This is a genomic window from Celeribacter baekdonensis, assembly GCF_900102315.1.
In the GTDB taxonomy this organism is placed as follows: domain Bacteria; phylum Pseudomonadota; class Alphaproteobacteria; order Rhodobacterales; family Rhodobacteraceae; genus Celeribacter; species Celeribacter baekdonensis.
Genome location: NZ_FNBL01000006.1, coordinates 64,031 through 88,757, shown reverse-complemented (window position 1 = coordinate 88,757; position 24,727 = coordinate 64,031). Strand labels below are relative to the sequence as shown.

The 24,727-nt window shown below is 58.9% G+C and carries 30 protein-coding genes; 15 read left to right on the top strand and 15 right to left on the bottom strand.

The window, feature by feature from the left end; all coding sequences use genetic code 11:
- Positions 1 to 3: 3 nt before the first annotated feature.
- Together BLT54_RS11645 and dapA are read left to right on the top strand one after the other, a co-directional pair.
- Positions 4 to 690: a dihydrodipicolinate reductase C-terminal domain-containing protein gene (locus BLT54_RS11645; protein WP_176832873.1), complete on the top strand. Its 687-nt coding sequence runs from the start codon at positions 4 to 6 to the stop codon at positions 688 to 690.
- An 11-nt stretch (positions 691 to 701) separates the two neighbouring features.
- Positions 702 to 1,610: a 4-hydroxy-tetrahydrodipicolinate synthase gene (gene dapA, locus BLT54_RS11640; protein ID WP_245708001.1), complete on the top strand. Its 909-nt coding sequence runs from the start codon at positions 702 to 704 to the stop codon at positions 1,608 to 1,610.
- A 114-nt stretch (positions 1,611 to 1,724) separates the two neighbouring features.
- On the opposite strand, the gene BLT54_RS11635 is transcribed toward dapA, so the two are convergent.
- The 3 genes from BLT54_RS11635 to BLT54_RS11625 form a co-directional block, all read right to left on the bottom strand.
- The gene (locus BLT54_RS11635) at positions 1,725 to 3,266 is read right to left on the bottom strand and encodes a tripartite tricarboxylate transporter permease (RefSeq protein ID WP_074645159.1); all 1,542 of its coding nucleotides are present in this window, start codon (positions 3,264 to 3,266) and stop codon (positions 1,725 to 1,727) included.
- A 12-nt stretch (positions 3,267 to 3,278) separates the two neighbouring features.
- Positions 3,279 to 3,710 carry a tripartite tricarboxylate transporter TctB family protein gene (locus BLT54_RS11630; RefSeq protein ID WP_074645157.1) on the bottom strand — a complete coding sequence of 144 codons (432 nt, stop codon included), beginning with the start codon at positions 3,708 to 3,710 and terminating at the stop codon, positions 3,279 to 3,281.
- A 99-nt stretch (positions 3,711 to 3,809) separates the two neighbouring features.
- Positions 3,810 to 4,799, bottom strand: coding sequence for a Bug family tripartite tricarboxylate transporter substrate binding protein (locus BLT54_RS11625; protein ID WP_074645156.1), 990 nt, complete (start codon positions 4,797 to 4,799; stop codon positions 3,810 to 3,812).
- Between the two features lie 181 nt (positions 4,800 to 4,980).
- Between BLT54_RS11625 and BLT54_RS11620 the strand changes: the two genes are divergently transcribed.
- From BLT54_RS11620 to BLT54_RS11610, 3 genes are read left to right on the top strand one after another with little or no spacing between them, the layout of a single operon-like run.
- Complete coding sequence (locus BLT54_RS11620) at positions 4,981 to 5,652, top strand: response regulator transcription factor (protein ID WP_074645155.1); 672 nt, start codon at positions 4,981 to 4,983, stop codon at positions 5,650 to 5,652.
- Positions 5,653 to 5,656: 4 nt separating this feature from the next.
- Positions 5,657 to 7,048 (top strand): sensor histidine kinase, encoded by a 1,392-nt coding sequence (locus BLT54_RS11615; protein ID WP_074645153.1) that lies wholly within the window; start codon positions 5,657 to 5,659, stop codon positions 7,046 to 7,048.
- Complete coding sequence (locus BLT54_RS11610) at positions 7,045 to 8,109, top strand: ABC transporter substrate-binding protein (RefSeq protein WP_245708000.1); 1,065 nt, start codon at positions 7,045 to 7,047, stop codon at positions 8,107 to 8,109. Before BLT54_RS11615 ends, BLT54_RS11610 begins: the two co-directional genes overlap by 4 nt.
- A 28-nt stretch (positions 8,110 to 8,137) precedes the next feature.
- On the opposite strand, the gene BLT54_RS11605 is transcribed toward BLT54_RS11610, so the two are convergent.
- A complete protein-coding gene (locus BLT54_RS11605; RefSeq protein WP_143026803.1) occupies positions 8,138 to 9,034 on the bottom strand; it encodes a LysR family transcriptional regulator in 897 nt (298 codons plus the stop codon).
- 94 nt (positions 9,035 to 9,128) lie between these two features.
- On the opposite strand from BLT54_RS11605, the gene BLT54_RS11600 reads away from it, so the two are divergent.
- Both BLT54_RS11600 and BLT54_RS11595 read left to right on the top strand, forming a co-directional pair.
- Positions 9,129 to 9,866: an SDR family oxidoreductase gene (locus tag BLT54_RS11600; protein ID WP_074645150.1), complete on the top strand. Its 738-nt coding sequence runs from the start codon at positions 9,129 to 9,131 to the stop codon at positions 9,864 to 9,866.
- A gap of 27 nt (positions 9,867 to 9,893) precedes the next feature.
- Entirely contained in the window at positions 9,894 to 10,106 is a 213-nt protein-coding gene (locus BLT54_RS11595; protein ID WP_074645149.1) for a tautomerase family protein, read from the top strand.
- Positions 10,107 to 10,229: 123 nt separating this feature from the next.
- Here BLT54_RS11595 and BLT54_RS11590 read toward each other — a convergent pair whose 3' ends face one another.
- From BLT54_RS11590 to BLT54_RS11555, 8 genes are read right to left on the bottom strand one after another with little or no spacing between them, the layout of a single operon-like run.
- A complete protein-coding gene (locus BLT54_RS11590) occupies positions 10,230 to 10,895 on the bottom strand; it encodes an NnrU family protein (RefSeq protein WP_074645147.1) in 666 nt (221 codons plus the stop codon).
- Between the two features lie 13 nt (positions 10,896 to 10,908).
- Complete coding sequence (locus BLT54_RS11585; RefSeq protein WP_074645146.1) at positions 10,909 to 12,105, bottom strand: NnrS family protein; 1,197 nt, start codon at positions 12,103 to 12,105, stop codon at positions 10,909 to 10,911.
- 13 nt (positions 12,106 to 12,118) lie between these two features.
- Positions 12,119 to 12,355, bottom strand: a complete 237-nt coding sequence (locus BLT54_RS11580) for an NnrT protein (RefSeq protein WP_074645145.1) — start codon at positions 12,353 to 12,355, stop codon at positions 12,119 to 12,121.
- On the bottom strand, positions 12,352 to 12,525 hold the full coding sequence (locus tag BLT54_RS11575; protein WP_074645143.1) for a protein NnrT: 174 nt from the start codon (positions 12,523 to 12,525) through the stop codon (positions 12,352 to 12,354). The genes BLT54_RS11580 and BLT54_RS11575 overlap by 4 nt, the downstream gene beginning before the upstream one ends.
- 1 nt (position 12,526) lies before the next feature.
- The gene (locus BLT54_RS11570) at positions 12,527 to 14,422 is read right to left on the bottom strand and encodes a nitric oxide reductase activation protein NorD (RefSeq protein ID WP_074645142.1); all 1,896 of its coding nucleotides are present in this window, start codon (positions 14,420 to 14,422) and stop codon (positions 12,527 to 12,529) included.
- Between the two features lie 10 nt (positions 14,423 to 14,432).
- A complete protein-coding gene (locus tag BLT54_RS11565) occupies positions 14,433 to 15,242 on the bottom strand; it encodes a CbbQ/NirQ/NorQ/GpvN family protein (protein WP_176832872.1) in 810 nt (269 codons plus the stop codon).
- Complete coding sequence (locus tag BLT54_RS11560; RefSeq protein WP_074645139.1) at positions 15,239 to 16,603, bottom strand: cbb3-type cytochrome c oxidase subunit I; 1,365 nt, start codon at positions 16,601 to 16,603, stop codon at positions 15,239 to 15,241. The genes BLT54_RS11565 and BLT54_RS11560 overlap by 4 nt, the downstream gene beginning before the upstream one ends.
- 12 nt (positions 16,604 to 16,615) lie before the next feature.
- Positions 16,616 to 17,068 carry a c-type cytochrome gene (locus BLT54_RS11555; protein ID WP_009570072.1) on the bottom strand — a complete coding sequence of 151 codons (453 nt, stop codon included), beginning with the start codon at positions 17,066 to 17,068 and terminating at the stop codon, positions 16,616 to 16,618.
- A 124-nt stretch (positions 17,069 to 17,192) separates the two neighbouring features.
- Here BLT54_RS11555 and BLT54_RS11550 point away from each other — a divergent pair, with 124 nt between their 5' ends.
- Entirely contained in the window at positions 17,193 to 17,450 is a 258-nt protein-coding gene (locus BLT54_RS11550; protein WP_074645138.1) for a DUF1858 domain-containing protein, read from the top strand.
- Here the strand turns inward: BLT54_RS11550 and BLT54_RS11545 are convergent.
- Entirely contained in the window at positions 17,392 to 18,114 is a 723-nt protein-coding gene (locus BLT54_RS11545; protein WP_143026801.1) for a Crp/Fnr family transcriptional regulator, read from the bottom strand. The two genes, BLT54_RS11550 and BLT54_RS11545, sit on opposite strands and share 59 nt — an antisense overlap.
- 145 nt (positions 18,115 to 18,259) lie before the next feature.
- Here BLT54_RS11545 and BLT54_RS11540 point away from each other — a divergent pair, with 145 nt between their 5' ends.
- From BLT54_RS11540 to BLT54_RS11510, 7 genes are all read left to right on the top strand, one after another.
- On the top strand, positions 18,260 to 18,688 hold the full coding sequence (locus tag BLT54_RS11540; protein WP_074645135.1) for a pseudoazurin: 429 nt from the start codon (positions 18,260 to 18,262) through the stop codon (positions 18,686 to 18,688).
- Between the two features lie 70 nt (positions 18,689 to 18,758).
- On the top strand, positions 18,759 to 19,979 hold the full coding sequence (nirK, locus tag BLT54_RS11535; protein WP_074645133.1) for a copper-containing nitrite reductase: 1,221 nt from the start codon (positions 18,759 to 18,761) through the stop codon (positions 19,977 to 19,979).
- A 15-nt stretch (positions 19,980 to 19,994) separates the two neighbouring features.
- A complete protein-coding gene (locus BLT54_RS11530; protein WP_074645131.1) occupies positions 19,995 to 20,756 on the top strand; it encodes a formylglycine-generating enzyme family protein in 762 nt (253 codons plus the stop codon).
- Positions 20,757 to 21,212: 456 nt separating this feature from the next.
- Positions 21,213 to 21,524 (top strand): ElaB/YgaM/YqjD family protein, encoded by a 312-nt coding sequence (locus BLT54_RS11525; RefSeq protein WP_074645129.1) that lies wholly within the window; start codon positions 21,213 to 21,215, stop codon positions 21,522 to 21,524.
- Between the two features lie 5 nt (positions 21,525 to 21,529).
- Positions 21,530 to 21,934, top strand: coding sequence for a phage holin family protein (locus tag BLT54_RS11520; protein WP_074645127.1), 405 nt, complete (start codon positions 21,530 to 21,532; stop codon positions 21,932 to 21,934).
- Between the two features lie 55 nt (positions 21,935 to 21,989).
- Entirely contained in the window at positions 21,990 to 22,937 is a 948-nt protein-coding gene (locus tag BLT54_RS11515; RefSeq protein WP_074645124.1) for a DnaJ C-terminal domain-containing protein, read from the top strand.
- Positions 22,934 to 23,263 carry a hypothetical protein gene (locus BLT54_RS11510; protein ID WP_074645122.1) on the top strand — a complete coding sequence of 110 codons (330 nt, stop codon included), beginning with the start codon at positions 22,934 to 22,936 and terminating at the stop codon, positions 23,261 to 23,263. Before BLT54_RS11515 ends, BLT54_RS11510 begins: the two co-directional genes overlap by 4 nt.
- A gap of 5 nt (positions 23,264 to 23,268) precedes the next feature.
- Here the strand turns inward: BLT54_RS11510 and BLT54_RS11505 are convergent, their stop codons facing one another.
- Both BLT54_RS11505 and BLT54_RS11500 read right to left on the bottom strand, forming a co-directional pair.
- Positions 23,269 to 24,117, bottom strand: a complete 849-nt coding sequence (locus tag BLT54_RS11505) for an SMP-30/gluconolactonase/LRE family protein (RefSeq protein WP_074645119.1) — start codon at positions 24,115 to 24,117, stop codon at positions 23,269 to 23,271.
- A complete protein-coding gene (locus tag BLT54_RS11500) occupies positions 24,114 to 24,722 on the bottom strand; it encodes a 2-dehydro-3-deoxy-6-phosphogalactonate aldolase (protein ID WP_074645116.1) in 609 nt (202 codons plus the stop codon). Before BLT54_RS11500 ends, BLT54_RS11505 begins: the two co-directional genes overlap by 4 nt.
- Between the last annotated feature and the right edge of the window lie 5 nt (positions 24,723 to 24,727).

The following is a 24,727-nucleotide window of genomic DNA, read 5'->3' as shown; positions in this document are numbered from 1 at the left end:
CAGATGACACATATTTCGGTTTTTGGCGCGACAGGTAAAGTGGGGCGCGAGGTCTGCGCCCTGCTGACGGAAACAGACCACGCCACCCTGGCACAGGCGATATCGGCCTCTGGCACAGGCTCCACTTTGACATTGGCCGAAGCCGATTTCACAGGCACGGATGTTGTGATTGATTTTTCCACACCGGATGCGGTCATGACACTTTTGGACCATCTTCAAGGCACCTCTTTGCCAGTGATCATTGGCACAACAGGTTTTTCCGCCGATCAAACCGCGCGCCTTCACGCCGAAGCGAACCACCGCGCCCTCTTGATCGGCGCCAATTTCACCAAAGGGTTTGAAGCCTTCGCCGCCGCAGCCCTTGCCCTGAGCAAAGCCTTGCCAGAGGCCGCGATTACGGTGGGAGAGGTCTATAAAGCCGACAAGAAAATGGCCGCCTCCGGCACCACCAAACGGCTGAGTGCCGAGCTTGCTGAGATCACCGGCAAAGAGGTCGATCTCGACATCCAGCGCATCGGGGATACGGCTGGTATCACCACCGTTGTTCTGGATTACAAAATCGCCACGCTGCGCCTTGAACTGAATGTGCGCACCCGCGCCGCCTATGCCGCCGGTGCGGTTGAGGCCGCCCTTTGGCTCGTTGGACGCGCCAATGGCCTTTACGCCCCCAAAGATTTGCTTGCATCCTAATGGAGAATCCCATGTCCGATCTGTCTCGCTTTGACGGTGTTTTCACCGCCCTCATCACCCCTTTCACCCAATCCGGCGATATCGACTGGGTCGCTTTTGACAGGTTGATTGACCGCCAACTGGCCGCTGGCATCACTGGCCTCGTACCTGTCGGCACCACAGGCGAGGCGGCGACCCTCACCTCTAAGGAAGCCGATGCGCTCATCGCGCATACGGTCAAACGCGCCAAGGGCAAAGCCTATGTTTTGGCCGGCACCGGGTCCAATTCCACAGCCAAAACGATAGCCGCGACACAGCGCGCAACCGAACTTGGCGTCGATGGCGTTTTGATCGTCACTCCATATTACAACAAGCCCTCACAACAGGGGTTGCTCAACCATTTCTCTGCGGTGGCCGATGCAACCACAGCCGATGTCGTGCTCTATTCTGTGCCCGGTCGGGCGGGGGTCGAGATTGCCCCGGACACCGCCGGTGCCCTGGCCCAGCGTCACCTCAACATCGTCGCGATCAAAGAAGCCGGAGGCGCGCCGTCGCGCGTGACCGATCTGCGCACGGCCGCGCCCGGTCTGGCTATTCACTGTGGCGATGACGGTCTGGCGCTGGCGTTTTACGCGCTTGGGTCTTGTGGTCTGACCTCGGTGTTTTCGAACTATGACCCGGAAATCTGTGTTGAGCTGTACAAAGCCTGGCAGGCAGGGGATCGCTTGCGCGCCTTGGACATTCACGAGGCCCTGCGCGACATCGCCGATGCCATGTTTATCGAAAACAGCCCCGCCCCGGTGAAATACGTTCTGTCCAATGCCGGGCTCTATACCGCTTTGGTGCGGATGCCGCTGGCGGAAGTGTCAGCACCATCACGGAGCGTGCTGGATCAACATGTGATGGACTTCAAAACCCGCCGGGAGGGCCTCGCCCTTTAATCCCGCCTGGAGGACTCCAGCCTAGAGGCGTGATTTCAGTCTTGCGGCAAAACAGAGCCGTAGGAAGAAGCGGGCGTTTGCGATTTGAGCACAAACGCCCGCCAGTCTTTTGCTTCAGTCGGCAAGAGAGCCTTCTTCGTCACGCCGGGCGTGCATTTTCGATTTCACTTTGCGACCGATGATCAGCGGCAAAATAAACCCGACGATGGCGATCACCCACAATGTGATCGACAGCGGGCTATCGACCAAGGTCAACCAATTGCCGTTGTCGATGGTGATCGCGCGGCGCAGGTTGTTTTCCATCGCATTGCCCAACAAGGTACCAAGGATGATCGGCACCAGAGGCACATCGAATTTGCGCAAGATCCAACCCAACATGCCGAACCCCACCATGACCAACAGGTCAAAGGACGACCCCGAAATGCCGTAGATGCCGACGAAAGACACCATGGCGACAACCGGCATCAAGATACGCGGCGGCACCATCAGCACGCGGGTGAACAGGCCGACCATCGGGATATTCATCGCCAAAAGCATGAAGTTGGCGATGAAAAGCGCCGCGATCAGACCCCAAACCACATCCGGGTTTTGCGAGAACAACAGCGGGCCCGGCGTGATATTGAGCGACAACAGCACCGCCAACAACACGGCCGTGGTGCCTGACCCCGGCACACCCAGCGCCAACATCGGCACAAGCGCGCCACCGGCGGCAGCGTTGTTGCCGGCCTCGGGCGCGGCCACGCCGCGCGGATCGCCTTTGCCAAAGGTCTTGCCGTCCTTGTCCACCAACCGTTTTTCAAACGAATAGGCGATAAAAGACCCGAGCGAGGCCCCTGCCCCCGGCAAGACCCCCGCCAAGAAGCCCAAGAGCGTGGAGCGGATCATCGTCGGCGTGGTTTGTTTGAGCATTGAAAGTGGCGGCGTCAGACGTCCGACTTTGATTTTCGACGCCGTGCCGTCTGCGTCACCATGACGGTGCTCCAAAAAGATGAACACTTCGGAGAGCGCAAACAGGCCAACGATGGCGACGAGGAAATCCAAACCGTCATAGAGGTGCACTTCGCCAAAGGTAAAGCGCGGCACGCCGGTTTGGGTGTCAACGCCAATCATCGCAAAGCCAAGACCGAGTGCTGCGGCGAAGGCCGATTTGGCTTGGTTGGTCGAAGACACGCCGCCCAAGGTCATAAAAGCCAAGGCGAACAGCGCAAAATATTCGGCAGGGCCAAACAAGAGCGCAATTTTAACGAGCTGCGGCGCAAGGAAAATCAGGCCCCAAGTGGCAAAAAACGCACCGACGAAAGAGGCGATACCAGAAAGCGACAGCGCCTGCCCCGCCATGCCCTTTTGCGCCATTGGATAGCCGTCGAGACAGGTCATCATCGCCGGTTCATCGCCGGGAATGTTGAGCAGGATGGACGAAATCCGCCCGCCATACATCGCCCCGTAATAGACAGACGTCAGCAAGATCAGCGAGGGCGTGGCCCCAAGACCAAGGGTAAAGGCCAGCGGGATCAAAATCGCCACGCCGTTTGACGGACCAAGGCCCGGAAGCGCGCCCATGATGGTGCCAAGAAAACAGCCCAACAGGGCCAAAAGGATGTTCTGCCACGTCAGTGCAATGGCAAAACCGTCCGCGAGAGACATGAAAGTGTCCATGATGGTGGTCCTTTAAAACCCAAGCGGGCCGCGCGCGAGCGACAGGCCAAGCACGAGGTGAAAGATGACATAAATCCCAACCGAGGTGCCGACACCGGTCAGCACGGTGGCCACCATGCCCGATCCAAGCCGCCATGTCAGATAGGCGGCGGCAAAGGCCGTGGCGATCACAAAGCCCAAGACGGGAAGCAATTCTGCATACAGCATCATAACCACAGCCGCCGCGAGAATTTCCGCGAAGCGACCGAGGCTTGGCCAAGTGGGCGCGTCGTCGGGCTTAAGTGCGATGGCAATGGAACTGAGGCCGAGGATGGTGGCAATGATCAGCGGAAAGGCTTTGGGACCAACGGCATCGGAGAGGAAACTTTCCTCAATCGCCAAGGCGGCAAAGGCAAAGCCGATGGCAATAAGCAGGCCAACCAAACCAAAAATACGATCACTCATGGGGATCTCCTTTGGAGGATGTGGAAACGGACCGGTGGGGATATGAGCTGGGCGCCGCAACAGATGCGGCGCCCGTCACATCATCACAAACCAAATGGCTTATTTGATGATGCCGATGTCTTTCGAAATCGCCTGAATTTGCGCAACGCTCTCGGAGACGAATGTTTCGAAGGCGGCACCTTGCAGGTCAAGCGGTGCCATGCCGTTGTTCGCCATGATTTCTTTCCACTCAGGTGTGGCATAGAGATCAGCGATTTTTGAGACCCATGCGTCATAGGCTTCGTCGCTCATGTCGCCCGGCGCATAAAAGCCGCGCCAGTTGGCACCGATGGCATCCACACCCTGCTCTTTTGCCGTCGGGAATTCGGCAAATTCACCACCAAGACGCTCGGGCGAGAGCACGGCGAGCACACGGATGTCACCGCTGTCGACAAAGCCTTTGGCCTCGGAAATATCGCCGGTGAAGGCCTGAACAGAGCCAGCCAAAAGCTGGGTCACCGCCTCGCCGCCGCCATCAAAAGCGATGTATTTCACGGTACGCACATCGTCGATGCCATAAGCATTGGCCGCGATCAGGACCTTGAGGTGGTCCCAACCGCCCACGGCGGACCCGCCCGCAACGGACACAGAGCGCGGATCGGTTTTGATCATCTCAAGCAGCGCCGGAAGATCGGCAATATCGCTGTCTTTGGCGACGGCGATCACGCCGTAATCGGCACCAATCGAGGCCAACCAACGGACTTGGTCCATGGTGTTGCCGGGGAATGCGCCCTGAGCCAGACGGGTTGCTGTTGCAGAGGAGGCGGCCACAATCAGATCGTTGTCATCGGCGCGCTTGTTGACGACTTCGGCATAGGCCACACCACCACCGCCCCCGGCGAGGTTCACGACCTGCATGGTTTTCTCGATAAGGCCGAGGTCTTGCAGTGCTTTCCCCACCTGACGGCAGGTGAAATCCCAGCCGCCACCGGGGTTGGCGGGGGCGATACATTCAGGGTTCTCTGGGGTGAAACCCTCAGCAAATGCGCCAAAGGTGGATGCGCCAAGCAAAGCTGCGGCAACGGTGAGGCGAGTGGCCTTGATGATCATGTGTATTTTCCTCCACATTCATGTCTGTCGGGCTGTAAGGCCGCCCGAAGTCCTAAAGCCAACGCACCGCAGGTTTGCGGTCTCCTCGCGAATGGCTATGAAGGATGTGTAGACTGCAAAGCTGTCATGAACCTGTCACGGCAGATCACGCGGGCCTATGACGCGGGAGGATCGGAGGACCATGCGGATATTGATCGTTGAAGATGCGGCCGATGTGGCCGAAGCCGTGGCCATTCGGTTGGACAAATCCGGCATGGCCTGTGACATCGCCGAGAGTTGTGAGGCGGCGGAGGATTTTCTGGCGGTGCAGCGCTATGATGCGATTGTGCTCGACATCAACCTGCCCGACCGCAACGGCACCGAGCTGTTGCGCGACATGCGCACGCGCGGTGACCGTACGCCGGTGTTGATGCTGACCGCATTGTTTTCCGTCGATGACCGGGTGTCCGCGCTTGATCTTGGGGCCGATGATTATTTGGTCAAACCCTTTGATCAACGCGAATTGGAAGCCCGCCTTCGCGCCCTTGTGCGGCGTGAAGCGGATCAGAAATCGGATGCCATCTCTTTGGGACCGCTGACATTTTCGCTCGCAACCCTGAATGCGACACTTGAGGGTGTGCCGCTGAATCTGACCCGGCGCGAGGCCACGCTTTTGGGGCTGTTGTTGCGCAATCAAAAGGTGGCCCTGAGCAAGAAACGCCTGTATGACGGGTTGTTCGCCTTTGATGACGCCGATGTGGGACTAAATGCCATCGAACTCTACATCGCGCGGCTGCGCAAAAAGCTCGCAGCCTCCTCTGTGAAGATCGAAACCCAACGCGGTGTCGGCTATCGGATTTTCCAGAATGAATAGCCACATGGTCGCACTGAACGGTCAACGCACACTGCTGTCACGGGTGATGGGCGGGGTCTTGTCGCTTTTGGCAGTGGGGGGCATTTTGGTGACGATCGCCGCCTTTGCCTACGGCAAAAACGCAGCGCGGCAATCCTTTGATCGGATTTTACTGGGTGCGGCCAATGACATCGCGGAATCAATCGACATCGTGAATGGCGCGCCGATTGCGGATATTCCGGTCTCGGCCTTTGGCCTTTTGTCCCTGGCGGCGGATGATCGGATTTTTTATTCAGTGCGTGGCCCACAGGGCGAGGTTCTGACCGGCTACGCGGGCGCTGTTGCACGCGATTTCACCCATGACACGCTCACCACGCCGGCGTTTTTCGACAGCACACTACAAGGCGAACGCGCGCGGTTTGTCACGGTGGCAAGGCGGTTCTCGGAGCGGGATTTTTCCGGCGCTGTGTTTGTCTTTGTCGGACAGACTTTGCGGGCGCGCAATGCGATGGCGCTGGACCTGACCAAGGGCGCGGTTCTGGTCACGGGCATTGGCGGTATCGCTTTGCTTTTAGGGGCTTTTTTAGTGATCCGCTCAGCCATGCGACCGCTCGAAATCCTGACCCGTGACCTGTCGCAACGCGATCCCTATGACCTGACGCCCATGACCGCCGACGGGCCCGCCGAGGTTGTCGTCATGGTCCATGCGATGAACCGCTTTATGCAGCGTCTGGACCGACAAGTCGGCGCGATGAAACATCTGATTTCCGACACCGCGCATCAGTTGCGCACCCCTGTGGCCGCGATCCGGGCGCAGGCGGAATTGGCAATAGAAGACGATCCCGCGCATCGCACCCAACGGCTGGAGCGCTTGGTGCGGCGCACACGCTCTTTGGGCACTTTGTTGGACCAAATGTTGTCGCGCGCCATGGTCATCCACCGCACAGATAACGCCCCGCCCTCCGCTGTGGATTTGCGCGACGTGGCGCTGAAGGTCTTTGAGGATCGCGACCACGAAGTTTTGGCCCCGGAGGCCGAGGTTCGATTAGAGATCGGGGATGTGGCGGTGATCGTGATGGCCGATGAAATTTCATTGAGTGAAGCGGCGAAAAACATGCTGGCGAATGCGCTGCGTCATGGCACATCACCGATCACCATCGGGGTCTGTGCCGATCAGGGCATAGGCGAGATTTGGGTCCAGGACGCGGGTTCCGGCCCGGCCGACGATGTGATCGACACCATCGGCCAACGGTTTGAACGCTCCGCCGCGTCAAAGGGCAACAGCGCGGGATTGGGCCTCTCGATTGTGCGCGCTGTGGCCGAGGCATTCGAAGGAAAGGTGCATATGGCGCGCAATGATCAAGGGTTTCGTGTCAGTCTGGCCTTGCCTGCGGACCATAGCGTGGAGGAGGTATGATGGGAGATGTATCGCCTCTGTGGCGTTTGAGTTTGATGGTGCTGTGCCTCATTGCCGCCCCAGCGATCGGCCAAGAGGCCAGCCAAAGATTTATTGCCAAAGACGCCACGCCAAGCACCGTTCTCGTGGTGCGCTCCACCACCGATATTTCGATTTTTGCCCCCGCTTTGGCGGCCTTTGTCGCGGCCAACCCAAGCGTCGAAATCGCCTATGAACAATGGGGGTCCAACGCGCTGTATGCCAACAGCCTTGCGGCCTGTGAGGGGACAGCCACGCCTGCGGATGTGGTGATTTCCTCCGGGGTGCATCAGATGGTGGATTTGGTCAATCGTGCCTGTGCCAGCGCCTATCAATCTGAATTCACAGCCCAATTGCCCGCCGCGCGTCGGTGGCGCGACGAACTTTGGGGGATCACCCGCGAAGCCGCTGTGATCATCTACAACACCGATCTGGTCTCGGCTGAGGACGCCCCGCGCACGCGCTTTGCATTGTTGGATTTGATGCGGCGTTCCTCTGACGACTTTATGGGTAAAATCGCCACCTATGATGTGGAAGCCTCCGGCCTTGGATTTCTCTTTGCCTTTATGGACAGCCAGGAGGCCACAACCTTTGGCGGGCTTTTGGAAGGCTTCGCCCGCGTCGATGCGGTGGCAACCTGTTGTTCGGCGGAAATCATCGAAGGGGTCGACAGTGGCCGATATAAAATCGCCTATAATGTGTTGGGCTCTTATGTTGATACCGTCCCGCATGAGAATTTGGGCGTGATTTACCCCGAAGATTACACGTTGTTTTTGTCGCGCGCTTTTATGATCCAAAAAGGCGCGCACCAAGGTGCTACGGCGGGCGGGTTTTTGGACTTTCTCCTGTCGCCCCGAGGCCGCGCCCTGTTGTCCCAGAGCACGCTCATTCATGACAGCAACAGCGATGAAACCGCCGCAAACGAAAGTGCGACGCGCTACATTCCCATTGGGCCGACCTTGCTTGTGGCGATGGATCGACACAGGCGCGCCCGCTTTATCGAAAAATGGCGTGATAGTTTTGGTGTGGATGCGGTGAAATAACCGGGGCGAACCTCGTCGAGACAGCACCTTACAGGGCCGCGTCCTCAAACACATGAACCACCCAATCCAGAAACACCCGTACTCTGGGGGAGAGTTGTCGGTTCTGGGGTGAGTAGGCGGCGAGGAAAATGGGTGGGGGTGGCGCGTTGGTCAAGACTTCCACCAGTCTCCCAGCCTCAAGGTCATCCAGAAAACGATACTTTGGTGCTTGCACGAGGCCGAATCCTTCCCTTGCCAAGTGATGCACCGTGTCTGCGTCATTGGCCGTCACTGTCGCTGGTAAAGAAACTTCCTCAAAACCCGTCCCAACTTTGAACTCAAGCGGCATCGCCGTTCCGGTTCGCGACGACAAAAACCCCACCATACGATGACCGTCGAGGTCTTTGACGGACTGCGGTGTGCCGTATTTTGCGAGATACTCGGGGCTGGCACAGGTGATTTCCGGGATGCTGGCGAGTCGCCGCATCATCATGGTGCTGTCCTCCGGTTCTCCAGCGCGGATGACACAGTCGACCCCTTCGCGCACCAGATCGACCAATCGTTCCGTCTGACCAAGTTGCAAGGTGATCTTGGGATATCGGGCGAGGAACCCCGACAGGCGCGGCAATAAAAAGACCCGTGTGAGTGTGCCAGGGGCATCAATGCGCAAAAGGCCCGAAGGTTCGTGTCCACGCAAAGCACCTTCTGCCTCCTCCAAATCGGCCAAGATCGACAGGCAGCGTTGGTAATAGGCCGCACCATCGGGCGTGGCGGCGATGTGTCGTGTCGTGCGGTCGAGCAAGCGACTTTCCAAATCGCGCTCCAACCGTTGAATGGCTTCGCTGGCGGTTGAGCGCGGAATGTTCAGATCGGCGGCGGCTTTGGTAAAACTGCCACGCTCCAGAACACGGACAAAAAGGCGCATCGTCGCAAGGCGGTCTATCATTTGTTCGCCATTCCCGAATTATCATTCCAATTATCGCCGGATTATCTGGAATCTATTCCGGTTTATCTACCGTGACAACAGACCGGAGATCGACATGGAGCACCCTACTCAAAACACAATCATCACTGGCGCCAGCAAAGGGATCGGTGCGGCCATCGCACTGCGCCTTGCTCGGGACGGCCATGCTGTTCTGATAAATTATGCGCGTGACAAAGCCGGTGCTGATCGCGTCGTCAAAACGATAAAGGAGGCGGGCGGCCAAGCGATTGCGGTCCAAGGCGATGTCGCAAAGCCATCCTGCATGGCCGAGGTGTTTGACGCTGCTGAACAGGCCTTCGGACCCGTCAGCGGTCTGATCAACAATGCAGGCATCATGCGCGGCGGCCCGATTGGCACCGCGACAGATGATGACTTTGACGCACAATGCGCCGTCAATTTTGCGGGCGTCTTCAGAGGCATGCGCGAGGCCGCCCATCGCCTGACGGAGGGCGGAACCATTGTCAGCCTGTCCTCCAGCGTCGTTGGTCTCTACCAGCCAAACTACGGCCTCTATGCCGCGACCAAAGCCGCCGTCGAGGCGATGACCCATGTGTTGGCAAAAGAACTTGGCCCGCGTGGGATCACCGTCAACGCCGTCGCGCCCGGCCCGGTGGACACCGAATTTTTCATGACCGGGAAACCCGATGCCTTGGTCGAAAGCATTAAGAACATGAACCCGTTTGGGCGTCTTGGAACGCCTGATGACATCGCTGCCGCTGTGGCTTTTCTCGCTGGCCCTGATGGCCGCTGGATCAGTGGCCAAACCCTTCGCGCCAATGGCGGCGTGATCTAACCCCCCTCCCCTTGAAAGGACGACCAAATGCCATTTGCAAACTACAAACTGCCACAAGACTCCCTCACCACGGCACAGAAAGAAGACCTGATCCACAAGACAACCGACCTGCTGGTTGGGCTCTTTGGAGAGGTCGTGCGCCCCAACACAATGGTCCTGATCGAAGAGGTCAAGGATGGTGGGTACGGCCGCGCTGACGAAGTGTTTGTGTTGCCGGAAGAGTATCGCGCCAAGGGCTAAGTCGCCTTTTGCACGGGGCAGCGGTGCAAGCCGCTGCCCCAATGAGTGCTGACGATGGGTGCTGACAAAGACCTGTGGTTTCAACACCCGTCTTCGTAGTTCGACCAAGGATCACTCAGAGGATCACCAAAGCACAGAAACGCCCGCAAAAGCGCTGTGGCCAGCAATCAGGCCACAATAGGCGAACAGCGCGTAGACACTCCGCCTGACATCGCCCTTTGCAAAGACCGTCCGCAGGGGCGCACGTTTTGCATGCTGCCGCAGGGTCTGCCATGTCTGCATCCCCAGTTCTTTTTGCCGCCGCCGATCCAGAAGCCTCATCCCAAGGATGGCAAACCCGCCCAGTGCGCCAAACAGCAACACATGCGCCAAATCGCCATTGGGCAACAGATGCAAACCTGCCCAAAGCAGAAACCCCAACAAGAGCGGATGACGGTGCACCCGCACGAAACCCGGTCGCGACGGATCAAACGCGTCATTCTTTGCCCCTCCGAAGGAAAAGGGATTCGGCCGCCCAAGCGACAGGGCGAATATCATGCAGACCGCCAGCATTCCGATTCGTGTCACAGTCAGAGTGACCGCAGATTGTGGCCACAACAGAACCGGATCGGGCCAGTTGGCCGCACGGATCAGCAGCAAAAGCATGGCCAGCGACAGAAGCGAGTATAGAATGGTGAAGCCCCGCGCGCCCACCGCCACCACCGCCCGGCGTTTGACGGCGGGGCGGGTCGGGATCGAATGGCTGAACAAAAACAACGCGAACATCGCCCCATAGGCAACCCAGTTCATGTCACAGACCTCCTCAATGGGACCGTTTCGCAGACCACAGCATCGGGGCATACTGTATGGCGAAGCCCAGAAATGCCACAATCCAAAAGCCTCCCGAAAGCTGATACAGCCCGGTCAGTGGCACAAACCCGGCCAGAAACCGCAGGATTGTGGCGGCAAAGAGCGCGACGTAGATCGCCACGGTCCCACGGCTGGCCTGCAGGGCGCGCCCGGTATGGCCCAGCGAGGCACGGCTCATCACCGACAGCGTCATCCCACCAATCACGCCTGCGGTCCACAGGTGCACTGCGGCAGGCCCCGCCAACAGCTCCGGCCACAGGATCGAGGCGCTGACAGCCAAAGCCCCGAGCGGCAAGCAGAGATAACTCATGTGCAAGACAATCAGAATCGGTTCGCGCCGGGTCAATAGCCCTTGCCAACGGCTCAGGCGGATCAGGTGCAACACGCCGATCACAGCAAGGAGAAGTGCGGTGATCACATGCGACGGCGCCGCCCCCCATGCCAAAAGCGCCAGAGCGCTCAGGGCCAATGTGGCTTTGTCAAACCGCTGCATCGGCGGCACCGGACGCGCCACATGTCCCGCCTTCACCAACCAGTTGCGGGTAAAAGACGGGATGATCCGACCGCCAATCAAGGCGACCATCATCAACGCCGAGCCAAGCCCCAGCCGCATTCCGAAACCCGTCGCCGCATTGCCCCCGCGCCCGGCCTCCAAAAGGAACAGAAGGTCAGAGAGGGTAAACACCATGAGCAGGAGCAACACGGGCAGGTTGCGCCAATTCCGCCCCGCAACGATCTCCCGCAGCAAGAACGCCCCGAGCACCAGTGGAAAGGCAAGGTCGGTGGCGACCGCATAGCCGAAAGGGATCAGCCCCGAAAACAGCATGGCGATACGCCCTATCCCCCAGAGCGCGAACACCCCGATCAGGGGCGTGCCGACCACCGGCAGGCGACCGGTCCAGTTGGGAACAGCCGTCAAAAGGAACCCGGCGATGATCGCGCCGAGATACCCGAACAGAAAGGCATGGGCGTGCCAACTCACCGGATCAAGCCGTGACGGCAGGGTGAGCGCCCCGGACAAGACCAGAATCCACAGGCACATGGCACAGGCGGCCCAAAGCGATCCAAAGAGGAAAAACGGGCGAAACCCATAGGAAAACAGGGCTGGCCCCGTCCAACGGCGCATCTGTTCAGTGGAAGAAACGGGCATTCTCAAACTCCTTTCAAGTGTCGGCAGCATCCATCAGGCGTCGGATATGACAGGCAAAGGCATAGGTGGCAGGCAGCGCGATGAGCGCGCCAAGCCCCAACGACACCGAGGTGGTCGCAACCGGCAAGCCAAGCCACGACCCAATGAGCGAGGCGAAAAAAACATTCACCGCAAAAGCACCCCAACCGAAAGGAAAGAGCAGCAGCGCGATGCGTGCCGCGCTCCAGTGCCCCGTGCCGTGTCGGGTCATCGCCGCGCCACCACCCGCGCCACCGCAATCAGTGCGGCAATCAGTGCCAATGTGGCGAGAAAGAACCAAAGTTCCGCCGTGGCGGATTGCGCCTGTGGGATTGGGCGGTCGAACGCCTCGGCAAAACCCGATACGGGGATGAGGGCGATGAGAAGGATTAGAAAACGCATATCAACTCTCCTGTGTGAGACTGCGGTAAATATCGGGAAGGGCCCGCAAGAGCCGCTCGGGATGGGGTAAAAGCGTGAACCCGCCCCGGCCAAAAATGCGGGCGAACCAGTCCTGCCCGTCTTCGTCGATGATCACCCCATGCAACAACAGCCCGGCCCGGCGCGCCTCGCGCACCGCCATATGGCTGTCTTCGATGCCGTGCTGGCCTTCGTAATGATCAAGATCGTTGGGCTTGCCATCGGTCAAAACGATCAACAGCTTGTGGCTGGCCTTTTCTTTTGCCAATTCCGCGCTGACATGGCGGATCGCCGCGCCGAGACGGGTGAAATGGCCGGGTTTGAGCGCGGCGATATTGTCTTGGACAGGAAATCCCATCGGATCGGAAAACCCTTTGACCCGCGCAAGGAAAACCCGGTCGCGCCGGAGCGAGGAAAACCCCCAGATGCCGAACCGGTCGCCTGCGGCGTCGATCCCGGCACTGAGCGCCGACATGGCCTCACGGGCCACATTGATCACCGAACTGTCGCCAATCGCCGCCTCGGTCGAGCGCGACGTGTCAATCAGGAAGGCAACCGTCAGATCGCGGTCGACTTGGCGCGCTTGTTGCCAGATGCGATCCGTCCCACGACCGCTGGCAATGATGTCAGTGCGGTTGCAAATCACCGCGTCGAGGTCCAATTCGCTACCGTCGATTTGACGCGGGCGCAGGATGCGTTTCGGGCGCAGCGCCTCGAATTGCCGCCGCACCGCGCGAATATGGCGCGGATCGGCCCGAAACCCGTCATTGGGGCCAACGGCAACAGGGGCTTCGAGCACGCGGCAATGGCCCTCCATATAGCTGCGGGTGCGGTGGTTCCATTCGGGATAAATATGCGTGCCCGCCAGCCGCTCATGTTCGGCATCGACCGGAGAGAGATCAAGATGCAGCCGAAGCCGGGTCGCCGCCTTGCGATTGTGTTTGCTCAGAGTGATCTGGTCCTGATCATCCGCTGCCTTGGCGGCGTTCTCTTCGTCGTCATCGTCAACCGAGCGGTTGATGTTCATCGACTCGACCCAAGAGAGAATGGATTCAAACCTGTGGATGATAAAACTGTCGCGCCGCCGCGTCTGATCGAGATCGCGACGCTCGCCGAGCTTGCGTTTGGTGCTGGCCGCACCGGGGGCGGCAGTCTTGCTCTGAGCCTGATCCTCGCTCGCACCACGACCGGATGTCAGACGTTCGAACCGCAGCCAGATCGGCACCGGAGCGAGCGGCATATAGGTGCCCGTTTCGCTTGGCAGCGCGGCGGGGGATGAGACCTCCCCACCCAGCTGATCCCGCAACGCCTGTTCCATCATGGCTTCGGCGGGAGGGCGCGCCAGATTGGTGCGGCGTCCGAGGGACAAAAGTGCAAGGTCACGATAGGCCCTGCGCAGACCGGGACAGCGCAGATAGGCGTGATCGCAGGCCTGCGCATTGGCCCGGATTTGCGCGCAATCCATCGCCGGGCCCACAGATTCCACAGGCAAATCCGGCATCTCTTGACCGCTCACGGCCGCCAAAGCGATGAGCCAAAAATACGCCGCGCGGTTGAGGCGCACTTCTGGAAACACATCAATGACCGGCGGCAAGCGCAGGCGCTCGCCATCAAAGGCCGCCACATGTTCTGTTTCGCGGGCGGACCCGAGTTTGCGGCGCAACGCCATGCGATGCCGAACCGGTGTTGGGGCGGCTTCGACAAGCTCCACCCCCGCATCGCCACCCAGCGCGCGAAACACCACCGTCAGAGAGGGGCGGAGTGAGGAAAAAGTCACGCCCGCCTCCGGGAACCTTGTGTCGGCACCGATGTCTTTGGCCAAATCGTGCCACAGGTTGCCCACCGTCTCTTCCGGTTCCATCAGGTCCATCAAACGCATGGCGCGGCTCCTATCCGTAGATCGTCGAGACCAGATCACGCAGCGCCTGCTGCACATCCGGTTCATCGGTGAGCGGTTCGATGATGGCGACCTGAATCGCCTGATCGACACTCATATTGCTGGCCATCAGCCGCGCCGCATAGGTCAGAAGCCGGGTGGACACGCCCTCTTCAAGATCCATCCCGGACAGGGCGCGAATATGCCCTGCGAGCCGCACCAATGGCGCGACACGTCCGGGTTCCAGCCCGCTTTCGGCACTGACCACCGCAATTTCCACCTCTGGCTCCGGGAAGTCGAAAGAGATCGAAAGGAACCGTTGACGGGTCGAGGGTTTCAAACGTTTGAGCACGTTTTGATAGCCCGGATTGTAGGAGGCAACGAGCATGAAACCCTTTGGTGCGGCAAGCTCCTCCCCCGTGCGGTCGATCATCAGAGTGCGGCGCGAGTCCGTCAGCGGGTGCAGCACCACGGTGACGTCCTTGCGCGCCTCAACCACCTCGTCGAGGTAACAGATCGCGCCCTCACGCACGGCGCGGGTCAGTGGCCCATCAACCCATTCGGTTTCACCACCCTTGAGCAGGTAGCGCCCGATCAGATCGGCCGCAGAGAGATCGTCGTGACAGGCCACGGTATAGATCGGCTTGCCCAGAACTGCGGCCATATATTCGACAAAGCGGGTTTTGCCGCAGCCGGTCGGCCCCTTCAGAAGAAGGGGCAAACCGTTTTCATAAGCCGTTTCGAACAGGCCGCATTCCATACCCGTTGGCTGATAGAACGGCAGATCGGGGGGCGTGGGTGAAAGATCGAGGGTCATGGTCATTCTCCTGCGACGGATTGCGCTGGGCCGGGTTGTGCTGGGCCGGGTTGAATCACCTCACGTTTGCGCACCACAACGAGCGAGTAGATGAACAGGAGCGCCCCGACGACCACTGCGGCCCCCGCGCCAAAGCGCATCAGGTAGAAGAGCGACAGGCTGTCCTGAACATCCATGTAATTTTCGCCCAGCACACGCTGCATATGGGTCTGGATCGTCCCGGCAAAGGTCAGCACGAAGGTCATAAAGGTCATGCCGCCGGTCATCAGCCAGAAGGACGCCATGTTAAGCACCTGATTATAGGGATCACGTCCGCGCAGCATCGGCATGGCGTAGGTAAAGATGGCGAGATTGAGCGCGACATAAGCCCCGTAGAAGGCAAGGTGACCATGGGCGGCGGTGATCTGTGTGCCGTGCGAGTAGAAGTTCACCCCATGCAGCGTGTGCAAAAATCCCCAAACGCCCGCACCAAAGAAAGCCACAGTGGAGGACCCGAGCGACCACAGAAGCGCGGCCTTGTTCGGGTGATTCTTGCGCCCTTTCCAGACCATGACGAAGGCGAAGGACATCATCAGAAAGAAGGGGATGACTTCGAAGGTGGAGAAGATCGACCCGATCCACTGCCAATAGCCCGGCGTACCGATCCAGTAGAAATGGTGGCCGGTGCCAAGGATGCCGGAGAACAGCGCGGTGGCGACGATGACATAGAGCCATTTTTCGACCACTTCGCGGTCTACGCCAGTGAGCTTGAGCATCAGATAGCCAAGGATCGCGGCCATGACGAGTTCCCATGTGGCTTCGACCCAGAGGTGAATGACCATCCACCAATACATTTTGTCGAGGCTCAGGTTATCGGGATTGATGAAGGCGAAGACCCACAACAGGCACAACAACCACAGCCCCATCAAAAGTACGTTGGTGATCGCGGTTTTGCGCCCGGCGAGAACCGTCATCGAGATGTTGAACAAGAAAATGACAGCCGCGACAAGAATGCCGAATTTCACCCATAAGGGTTGTTCGAGAAACTCACGACCGCCGTGAATGCCGACAAGGTAGGAACCGACCGCGCCCAGCGTGCCGACCATCAGAATGATCAATTGGAGATAGGCGAGTTTGACGGAGTACAGTTCGCGTTCCGATTCTTCGGGAACGAGGAAATAGGCCGCGCCGAAAAAGCCCAGCAGCAGCCAGACGATCAGCGCGTTTGTGTGGATCATGCGGATCACGTTGAAAGGCACGATCTCGGACAGGGTGTTGGGTGAAACGTAGATCCAGCCCGCCAAAAGCCCGCCCAGCACCTGAATGCCAAACAGCGCCATGGCGCAGTAGAAATAGGCTTTCGCCACAGATTGGGATTGGTATTTCATAGTTTATTCTCCTTAGCCCGCGTCATTCGGCGGCCAGCCTTGGGTGTCGGTTTGATCGGCCCAGCGCAGGAACTCAGAGAGCGCGCGCATCTCTTCCTCGGTGATCTCGAAATGCGGCATCTGGCGGCGGCCTTCGATGCCCGAAGGCTGCGCCTGCATCCATCCGTCGAGGATTTCATAGGCGGTTTCCGGGTCATCGGCGACGCCCCAGCGGGTCATCACATTGCCGATCTCAGGGGCGAAATAGGCGCCTTCACCATGCAGCGTGTGACAGTTGATGCAGGAATTTTTTTCCCAGACATGTTTGCCGAGCGCGACCTGTTCGGTCAGCGGCATCCCTGCGGTAGACGTTTTGACGATATGTCGGTGGCTCTGCGCGGTCAGCGCAATGAACACCACAACGAAGAAGATTGATCCTCCGTAAAAGATGTTTCGCGCCCGCGTTTTGGTCAGAATTTCAGCCATGGTGGGCCTCTCTTTGGGTCACTTGATGACCAGAGAGGTAACCGTCCTGAAATGTGCGAAGTTTGCGCTGGCGCAACGTTTCGATACATTCAGCTCTTTAGATTGATCGGGGAAAGGACGCGCCATGCCTCTGACATCCCCGCTCAATACCGATCTGACCCTGAATGAGCTCATGGAAACATGGCCCGCGACGATTCAGGTTTTCTTACGCCACAAAATGCTCTGTGTCGGCTGTCTCGTCACGCCCTTTCACACAGTTGAAGACGCCTGTGCAGAATACCATCTTGATCAGCACGCCTTTGTCGCGGAATTGCGCGAGGCGGTTATATCGGCACCCCACCCCGGCACATCAACACAAGACGGTGGGGATCGGTCACGGTGATCCGCTTGCGGCGACTCGACACCAACCCCTGTTTTTCCCAAGCACTCAACAAACGCGATACTGTATGTAATGTGGTGGCAGTCATTTCCGAGAGGTCCTGACGGGTGATCGGAAAGTCGATCTCGATGCCGCCCTCAACCTTGCGACCAGTCTGGTTGATCAACCGCAAAAGCGCATTGGCAACACGTTGCTCGACCTGTTGCGTCGCCATCTCAACGATGCGGTTGTTCATTTCGCCAAGGCGCTGTCCCAGCGTCTTGTAAGTCTCGGTGGCGAAACCGTCGTAACGCGCAACGAAATCGTCCCAAACCCGCATGGGCCAACTCAAGATGATCGCCTCAGACGCCGTCACAGACGTCGCCGGGTAAGTGTCACGTCCAATCGCCCTGGCGATGCCGAACAATTGGCCGGACGGGATGTGGAGAGCGATGACCTGCTCTCCGGTCGCGGTGATCCGCATCACCCGGATATAGCCGTCCAGCAACATATAGAAACGCTCCGCCGGCGCGCCTTCTTCAAAGACCGCAACGCCCTCGCCGAGGCGGCGTACGCTTGCCATGTCCAGAATCTCACGAATCTGCCGCTTTTCCAACTTTGAGAAGGGCGGCACATGACTGAGCAGGCTCTCATCAAGGCGCGGCAATGTTTTGGCTGTGTCAGACATTGTTCTTTCTAAACACGTTAGAGCGCGGCGTCCAATAGATGCGTATCGCATGGGAGAAACGATGAGAAGTTTGTGCCACCGCAAACTTCGCCTTGGAGGCGGGTCTATAAATAAGCCGAAAACAAATCAACCGAAAGGACAGACAATGTTTCGTACCCTGATTTCTGGACTGGCTCTCGCCGCTTTGCTTGGCAGCGTAGCCAACGCGGAGGTGTTCGAAGTGCATATGCTCAACAAGAGCGACAATGGCACAATGGTTTTTGAACCCGACCTCGTGCAGATCGCGCCCGGTGATACCGTCAAATTCATTCCCACGGACAAAGCCCATAATGCCGAAAGCGTCGATGGCATGATCCCTGCCGGAGCCGAGGCCTTCAAAGGTAAGATCAACCAGGAACTCGATGTGACCTTCGATGCCGAAGGTGTCTATGCCGTCAAATGCAATCCGCATTTCGCGATGGGCATGGTGATGACGATCAAAGTCGGCGATGCCGCCGCACCTGATGATTTCCTTGCCGGGCGTTTGCCGAAAAAGGCCAAGGAACGCTTTGAGACACAACTCGGCAAACTCTGAACATTGCCGTGAACAAAATTAAGGCCCAACGCACAAGACACAACAATCCATAAAAATCTTGGAGGGTCTCATGACCACATATATCAACCCCGGCCTCGTGAAAACCAATCGTCGCAATGTGCTGCGCGGCTCTCTTCTTGCCGGTGCCGCGGCCGCTGTTGGCGGTGCCGCTCTGGCGACACCGGTGCACAAATCCGCGCCTCTGGCCGCCCCACGCGCCGCCGCGCCTCAGTTCATTCAGGCCGAAGCTCAGGCTCAGGCCGTCGCGCCGAAAGTGGACCTGTCGGGATACACCCGCGTGAAACAGGACCTTGTCGCGCCACCCTTTGCCCCGGTCCACGAACAGGTGGCAACCAGCGGCCCCAAAATCGTCGAAATCACCATGGATACAAAAGAGGTGCTGTTGACAGTGGATGAGGACACGGGTGCCGAAATTTGGGCACTCACCTACAACGGTTCCGTCCCCGGTCCGCTGGTCATCGTGCATGAGGGTGATTATGTCGAACTGACCCTGCGCAACCCGGTGGATTCGATGATGGAACATAACATCGACTTCCACGCCTCCACAGGTGCCTTGGGCGGCGGCGGGTTGACCCATGTCTTCCCCGGCGAGGAAACCGTGTTGCGTTGGAAAGCCACCAAACCGGGCGTGTTCACCTATCACTGTGCACCGGGCGGGGCGATGATCCCCTATCACGTCACCCATGGGATGAACGGTGCGGTGATGGTGTTGCCGCGAGATGGGTTGAAAGACCGCGATGGCAACGCGCTCACATACGACCACATCGCCTATATCGGCGAACAGGATTTCTACCTGCCACTCGACGAAAATGGCGACTACAAGACATATGAGACAGCCGGCGAAGACTACGCCGACAGCATTGATGCCATGCGCACGCTGACCCCGACCCATTCCGTGTTTAACGGCTCTGTTGGAGCGCTGACAGGTGAGAACGCGCTGAAGGCCAAGGTCGGAGAAACCGTCTTGATGATCCACAATCAGGCCAACCGCGACACCCGTCCACACCTTATTGGCGGCCATGGCAACCATGTCTGGGAAGCCGGGTCCTTCTCTGACGCCCCTCAGACAGGTCTTGAAAGCTGGTTCATCCGGGGCGGCTCAGCCGGGGCGGCGCTCTATACGTTCGAACAGCCGGGGGTTTACGCCTATGTGAACCACAACCTCATTGAGGCGGCTCTTCTTGGTGCCACCGCGCATTTCGTCGTCGAAGGCGAATGGAACAACGCCCTGATGGAACAAGTCGTCGCTCCGAAGAGTATTGAAGCCTAAGGAGGGGCCAAACCAATGACCGTTTCCGTATCTGATGTGATCTTTGCGTCCCTTCCAAGGATCGTGGCAGGTATGGTGACGGTCACGCTCGTCGGGGGCGCGTGGTGGATGCTGCGCGGCCCCGACTGGTCCTATGTGCCCGAGATGGCCGAACAGGCGGTCGTGCTGTCCGACGACCATAAGATTTTCGTGCAGAAATTCGAAGTGACTGTGGCCGAATGGAATCAGTGTCACGCCGATGGCGCCTGTGATCTGGAACTGCGCGCGCCTGCACATGAAGACCCCGTGTTCCTTCCGGCCACCGGGCTGAATTTCGTAGACGTCAACCAGTACCTGGACTGGATCAACCGTCATGCGCGTCATCCCTTCAGACTGCCGACGGCAGAGGAATGGGATTTCATGGCCAAAGATGTTTTGCCCGAAGAGCCGGACCCGATCTTCACAGATCCAGCGTTGAGCTGGGCTTCCAGCTATCTGATCGAAGGCCTCGCGCCGCGGCGTCTGGTGCGACAAGGCAGTTTTTCCGTCAGCCCCGAGGGCATTGTCGATCTTGATGGCTCCGTGTGGGAATGGACTGACGATTGCTTTGCCGGTGACGGTGGAGGCATCATCGACCGCGATCGTTGCCCGGCCTTTTTTGCCGGCGGCGAACATGTTGCCGCGATCCCGTTTCTGGTCCGCGACCCGGCCCGCGGCGGCTGCGCTGTCGGCAGCCCGCCTGCCCATCTCGGACTGCGATTGGTGACAAACAAGGAAATAAAGGGCGGTGGTGTGTGACGTGGTAAGAAACAGGTCCGGTTGACCGAGAAACGGCTTACCATACGCGTTGACCTACGCCAAAAGGCGACATCTTGTTTCAACGAGTTGCGCAGTCTGATGGCCATGCTCTGATAAGGCGTATTAAGGCGTATTAAGGCGTATCTTTCCATATCGGGATCTGCGCCCCGGACAGGAGAGGAAAGCCATAAGCCCCGCTCCATTTGGGCCAAAATTTGACTTCGCGTCTATTGCCCCTTTTTTGCGCCTCTCGCGCTAACCCCGATCAGTGCACATCCGTACTCGGGAGGCCAAAAGAGAGCGTCGTCACGACCGCGACCAACGTGTTCACAATACCGGGGCTGCGGTTGACAGCTCCGATGTGTCCTTCCAAGGTCAAAGCACCGTGCAGGCCGTCGAGACGTTTGCCTCTGCCTTTCCCTTCCTCCCGGTCCAATATCTCCAAAGGAGTTTTCGATGAAAAGTGAAACCAACACCCCCGATGCTGCCTCTGTTGCCAATGATTTCGAAGAACTGACCAAGCAATTGGCCGTTTTGCGCGAAGATATTGCAAAGCTTGCAAAATCAGTCGGCGCAACGGCAACAAAGCAAGGGCGCGACATGGGCGCTGATATTGCCGAAGGCTTTGATGAAGCACAAAAATATGTCGAACGCAAAGGCCGCAGCGCAGAGGAGCAGCTTGAAACATCGGTCGCCACACATCCCTTTATGGCCATTGGCCTTGCCGCGCTTGCCGGGCTGGTGATTGGCGCCCTGTCGCGGCGTTAAGATCAATGTTCAGCTCTCTTTTGCACCGCGCGGAGCGTGACGTCAAAGATGGCGCGCGCAAGCTTCTTTGGTCAGCACTGGCGGTTGTGATCGCTGGTCTGACAGCGGGTGTGGGCGTTTGCTTCGTGTTGCTTTGGGCCTATATGACGTTGAGCGCAGAGGTCGGCCCACGCATGGCATCTCTTGTGATGGGGCTCGGTTTGATCGTCTGTGCGGCCGTCGTTTTGGCGCTGTCCGCCCATCAGGCTCGCCTCGAACGGACCAAAACGCCAGATCCGCAGCCTGCCCCACACCGCGCGCTCAAACCTGCGCCGTCAGACCCTGACATCGAAACCCTACCGTCGCTCGTGGCTTTCACGGCGGCGTTCGTATTGGCCAGATATCTGGCGAATCGCAAGGCAGATGAGTAAGCATTTTTACGGGACCGCGCTATCATGACGCCACAATGGTCGATAAGGAACCCAGATGCCCGATGATCCCTACAAAGTGTTAGGTCTCACCAAGTCGGCAACCGCAGATGAGATCAAAAAAGCCTACCGCAAACTGGTGCGCACCAGCCACCCTGACCTGCACCCGGATGATCCCGGTGCAGAAGATCGGTTTAAAGCGATTGGGACGGCTTATGATCTTTTGAAAAAGCCCGAAACCCGCGCGCGCTATGATGCGGGCGAGATTGATGCACAGGGGGCGGAGCGGCCCCCGCGCCAATATTACCGCGATTTTGCGGACACCTCTGACAATACCTATCGGCAACGGAGCGGCTTTGGCGCGCAGTCCGACCCGGCCGATATTTTCGCCGAAATCCTGCGCAACCGTGCGCGGCAATCCGGCGGCGGCGGGTTTGGCGCGCAAGGGGCCTCTGCGCGCGGCGCGGACCTGCGCTATAGCCTTGAGGTGCCGTTCCTGGAGGCCGTGTTGGGCACGAAAACGCGCATCACCTTACCGGACGGTCAGGCCCTTTCGGTGAGTATTCCCAAAGGCACGATGGATGGCCAAACCTTGCGCCTGCGTGGTAAGGGCGCGCCCGGATTTGGGCAAGGCCCCGCCGGAGATGCGTTGATCACCGTGTCCGTGCGCTCGCATCCGGTGTTTCACCGCGACGGAGATGACATTCTCCTGACGCTACCGATCACCATTGAAGAGGCCCTTTTGGGCGGCAAAGTCAGCGCGCCAACGATCCACGGACCCGTGGATTTGACCGTTCCTCCCGGCAGCAGTTCGGGGCGCATTCTGCGGTTGAGAGGCCGTGGTGTTGAACGCGCTGGGGCCAAAGAGAAAGGCGATCAAAAGGTCGAGCTTAAAATCGTCGTCCCGCCCGAGGTTGATGCCGATTTGCGGGACTTCCTGACGGCGCGGCGCGGCAAAAACACTTTTGATCCTCGGATTGATCTGATGAAGGGGGGCCACTCATGATTGAACATTTTTCTGAAGAGGAGGTGATCACCACAATCACCCGATTGAGCCGGGACCAACTTGTCCGCTTCATCGAGGCCGAGTTTGTGCGACCGGATCGGAGTGAGACGGGCTATGTGTTTCGGCGGATCGACATCGCCCGGTTGGAATTGCTGTGCGATCTGTCGTTTGATTTGGATCTGGATGAAACGGCCTTGGGCGTGGTGATTTCGCTGATTGATCAACTCCATACCGCTCACCAAGAACGCCTTGCCATTGAACGCGCCATTCAGGCGCTACCGGCGGATGTACATACGCGGATTTTGGAGAGCTTGGGCGCATCATAAGACCCTTACAGGATAATTTGTGGCTCCTGTAATCCTGTCATACCCGCGTCACAGGCATAAACCACCCCTTGCGCCGCATCCGGCATCAGGATGTCTTCGCGCGCGGTCGTCACAAACAGCGTGGTCAAATCCGCGCCGCCAAAGGCCGGACAGGAGCTATGAGCCCCGCCAACCGATATGGCGCGATCAAACGAGCCATCCGGCAAATACCGCGCCACGCGGCCCGCCCCCCATTGTGCATTCCAAATCCCGCCCTCGGCATCCACCACCGCACCATCGGGGTTCAATCCCGCGTCGCGCAGGTCAAGAAACACCTCAGATGCGCCGATGGGCCAGCCGGAGGCATCGAGCGCCTGACGGTTGATCTGTCCGGTCTTGGTACAGGCGAAATAGGCAATGCGCCCATTGGGAGCGAAACAGATGGCGTTGGGGATGGTCAGCCCGTCAAACAACCGCACAATCTCGCCTTTGTAATAGCGATAAATAGCCCCCAGACCGGGTTCGGCGCGCTTGCCCATGGTGCCAATCCAAAACCCGCCCTGCCGGTCGGCGCGGCCATCGTTCGATCGCGTTTCGGAACGATCCGCCTCCAAAGGCGCAACCAAATCGCGCCGTCCGGTTGCAATGTCAAACCGCCAAAGGCCCGTCTCCGAGGCGATCAAAAGCGTGTCATGATCGACCCAACCCGCCGCCGAATGATGTTCGTCAAACTGCCACATCCGCGTGGTCTCGCCCTGACGGGACAACAGGCGGCATGCGATGATGTCGAACCAAAAAAGCTCTTGGCGCAGCGGGTGCCACAGTGGCCCTTCGCCCAAAACACATGGGCGGGGATCAAAAACCTGCGCATTCATTGGCCAAACACCGCGTCATAAGCGGCGACAATGCTGCGCGCCTTGTCGCGGACCACATCGACACTGTCGCCCGGTTTGTAAATCGCCGATCCGATGCCAAACCCATCGACGCTGGCCGCCGCCCATTCGGCAAAATTATCCGGCGCGGCGCCTCCGACGCAAAGCACTTCGGTGCCCGCGGGCAAGACGGCGCGGATGGCTTTCAACCCTTCAGGCCCCAAAAGCGCGCCGGGGAAAAGTTTCAATCCATCCGCTCCGGCTTTGAGTGCGGCAAAACATTCCGACGGTGTCATCACGCCGGGATAGGACAGCATCCCGGCGGCTTTCGTCGCTTGGATCACCTCGGGGTCCATGTTGGGCGACACGACGAGTTGCGCACCGATGGTTTTGAGCTGCGCCACCTGAGCAGTCTCAAGCACGGTCCCGGCACCGATCACCGCCCGCGTGCCGCAGAGTTTGACCATGGCGGCAATTGAGGCAAACGGGTTCGGCGAATTCAACGGCACCTCGATCTTGGTGACGCCCTCAGCGATCAGCGCTTCGGCGATGGGCACCGCCTCATCTGGGGTGATGCCGCGCAAAATGGCGATGATGTTGCGTGTCATGCGAT

Excerpts from the sequence above, each read along its gene's own strand:
- BLT54_RS11560 (WP_074645139.1), bottom strand. The coding sequence starts at position 16,603 with ATGAAATACCAATCCCAATCTGTGGCGAAAGCCTATTTCTACTGCGCC.
- dapA (WP_245708001.1), top strand. The coding sequence starts at position 702 with ATGTCCGATCTGTCTCGCTTTGACGGTGTTTTCACCGCCCTCATCACC.
- BLT54_RS11620 (WP_074645155.1), top strand. The coding sequence starts at position 4,981 with ATGCGGATATTGATCGTTGAAGATGCGGCCGATGTGGCCGAAGCCGTG.
- BLT54_RS11625 (WP_074645156.1), bottom strand. The coding sequence starts at position 4,799 with ATGATCATCAAGGCCACTCGCCTCACCGTTGCCGCAGCTTTGCTTGGC.
- BLT54_RS11630 (WP_074645157.1), bottom strand. The coding sequence starts at position 3,710 with ATGAGTGATCGTATTTTTGGTTTGGTTGGCCTGCTTATTGCCATCGGC.
- BLT54_RS11600 (WP_074645150.1), top strand. The coding sequence starts at position 9,129 with ATGGAGCACCCTACTCAAAACACAATCATCACTGGCGCCAGCAAAGGG.
- BLT54_RS11645 (WP_176832873.1), top strand. The coding sequence starts at position 4 with ATGACACATATTTCGGTTTTTGGCGCGACAGGTAAAGTGGGGCGCGAG.
- BLT54_RS11505 (WP_074645119.1), bottom strand. The coding sequence starts at position 24,117 with ATGAATGCGCAGGTTTTTGATCCCCGCCCATGTGTTTTGGGCGAAGGG.
- BLT54_RS11565 (WP_176832872.1), bottom strand. The coding sequence starts at position 15,242 with ATGACCATGACCCTCGATCTTTCACCCACGCCCCCCGATCTGCCGTTC.
- BLT54_RS11610 (WP_245708000.1), top strand. The coding sequence starts at position 7,045 with ATGATGGGAGATGTATCGCCTCTGTGGCGTTTGAGTTTGATGGTGCTG.
- BLT54_RS11605 (WP_143026803.1), bottom strand. The coding sequence starts at position 9,034 with ATGATAGACCGCCTTGCGACGATGCGCCTTTTTGTCCGTGTTCTGGAG.
- BLT54_RS11545 (WP_143026801.1), bottom strand. The coding sequence starts at position 18,114 with ATGTCTGACACAGCCAAAACATTGCCGCGCCTTGATGAGAGCCTGCTC.
- BLT54_RS11530 (WP_074645131.1), top strand. The coding sequence starts at position 19,995 with ATGACCGTTTCCGTATCTGATGTGATCTTTGCGTCCCTTCCAAGGATC.
- BLT54_RS11615 (WP_074645153.1), top strand. The coding sequence starts at position 5,657 with ATGGTCGCACTGAACGGTCAACGCACACTGCTGTCACGGGTGATGGGC.
- BLT54_RS11510 (WP_074645122.1), top strand. The coding sequence starts at position 22,934 with ATGATTGAACATTTTTCTGAAGAGGAGGTGATCACCACAATCACCCGA.
- BLT54_RS11500 (WP_074645116.1), bottom strand. The coding sequence starts at position 24,722 with ATGACACGCAACATCATCGCCATTTTGCGCGGCATCACCCCAGATGAG.
- BLT54_RS11540 (WP_074645135.1), top strand. The coding sequence starts at position 18,260 with ATGTTTCGTACCCTGATTTCTGGACTGGCTCTCGCCGCTTTGCTTGGC.
- BLT54_RS11515 (WP_074645124.1), top strand. The coding sequence starts at position 21,990 with ATGCCCGATGATCCCTACAAAGTGTTAGGTCTCACCAAGTCGGCAACC.
- BLT54_RS11555 (WP_009570072.1), bottom strand. The coding sequence starts at position 17,068 with ATGGCTGAAATTCTGACCAAAACGCGGGCGCGAAACATCTTTTACGGA.
- BLT54_RS11525 (WP_074645129.1), top strand. The coding sequence starts at position 21,213 with ATGAAAAGTGAAACCAACACCCCCGATGCTGCCTCTGTTGCCAATGAT.
- nirK (WP_074645133.1), top strand. The coding sequence starts at position 18,759 with ATGACCACATATATCAACCCCGGCCTCGTGAAAACCAATCGTCGCAAT.
- BLT54_RS11595 (WP_074645149.1), top strand. The coding sequence starts at position 9,894 with ATGCCATTTGCAAACTACAAACTGCCACAAGACTCCCTCACCACGGCA.
- BLT54_RS11575 (WP_074645143.1), bottom strand. The coding sequence starts at position 12,525 with ATGCGTTTTCTAATCCTTCTCATCGCCCTCATCCCCGTATCGGGTTTT.
- BLT54_RS11590 (WP_074645147.1), bottom strand. The coding sequence starts at position 10,895 with ATGAACTGGGTTGCCTATGGGGCGATGTTCGCGTTGTTTTTGTTCAGC.
- BLT54_RS11570 (WP_074645142.1), bottom strand. The coding sequence starts at position 14,422 with ATGCGTTTGATGGACCTGATGGAACCGGAAGAGACGGTGGGCAACCTG.
- BLT54_RS11550 (WP_074645138.1), top strand. The coding sequence starts at position 17,193 with ATGCCTCTGACATCCCCGCTCAATACCGATCTGACCCTGAATGAGCTC.
- BLT54_RS11635 (WP_074645159.1), bottom strand. The coding sequence starts at position 3,266 with ATGGACACTTTCATGTCTCTCGCGGACGGTTTTGCCATTGCACTGACG.
- BLT54_RS11580 (WP_074645145.1), bottom strand. The coding sequence starts at position 12,355 with ATGACCCGACACGGCACGGGGCACTGGAGCGCGGCACGCATCGCGCTG.
- BLT54_RS11520 (WP_074645127.1), top strand. The coding sequence starts at position 21,530 with ATGTTCAGCTCTCTTTTGCACCGCGCGGAGCGTGACGTCAAAGATGGC.
- BLT54_RS11585 (WP_074645146.1), bottom strand. The coding sequence starts at position 12,105 with ATGCCCGTTTCTTCCACTGAACAGATGCGCCGTTGGACGGGGCCAGCC.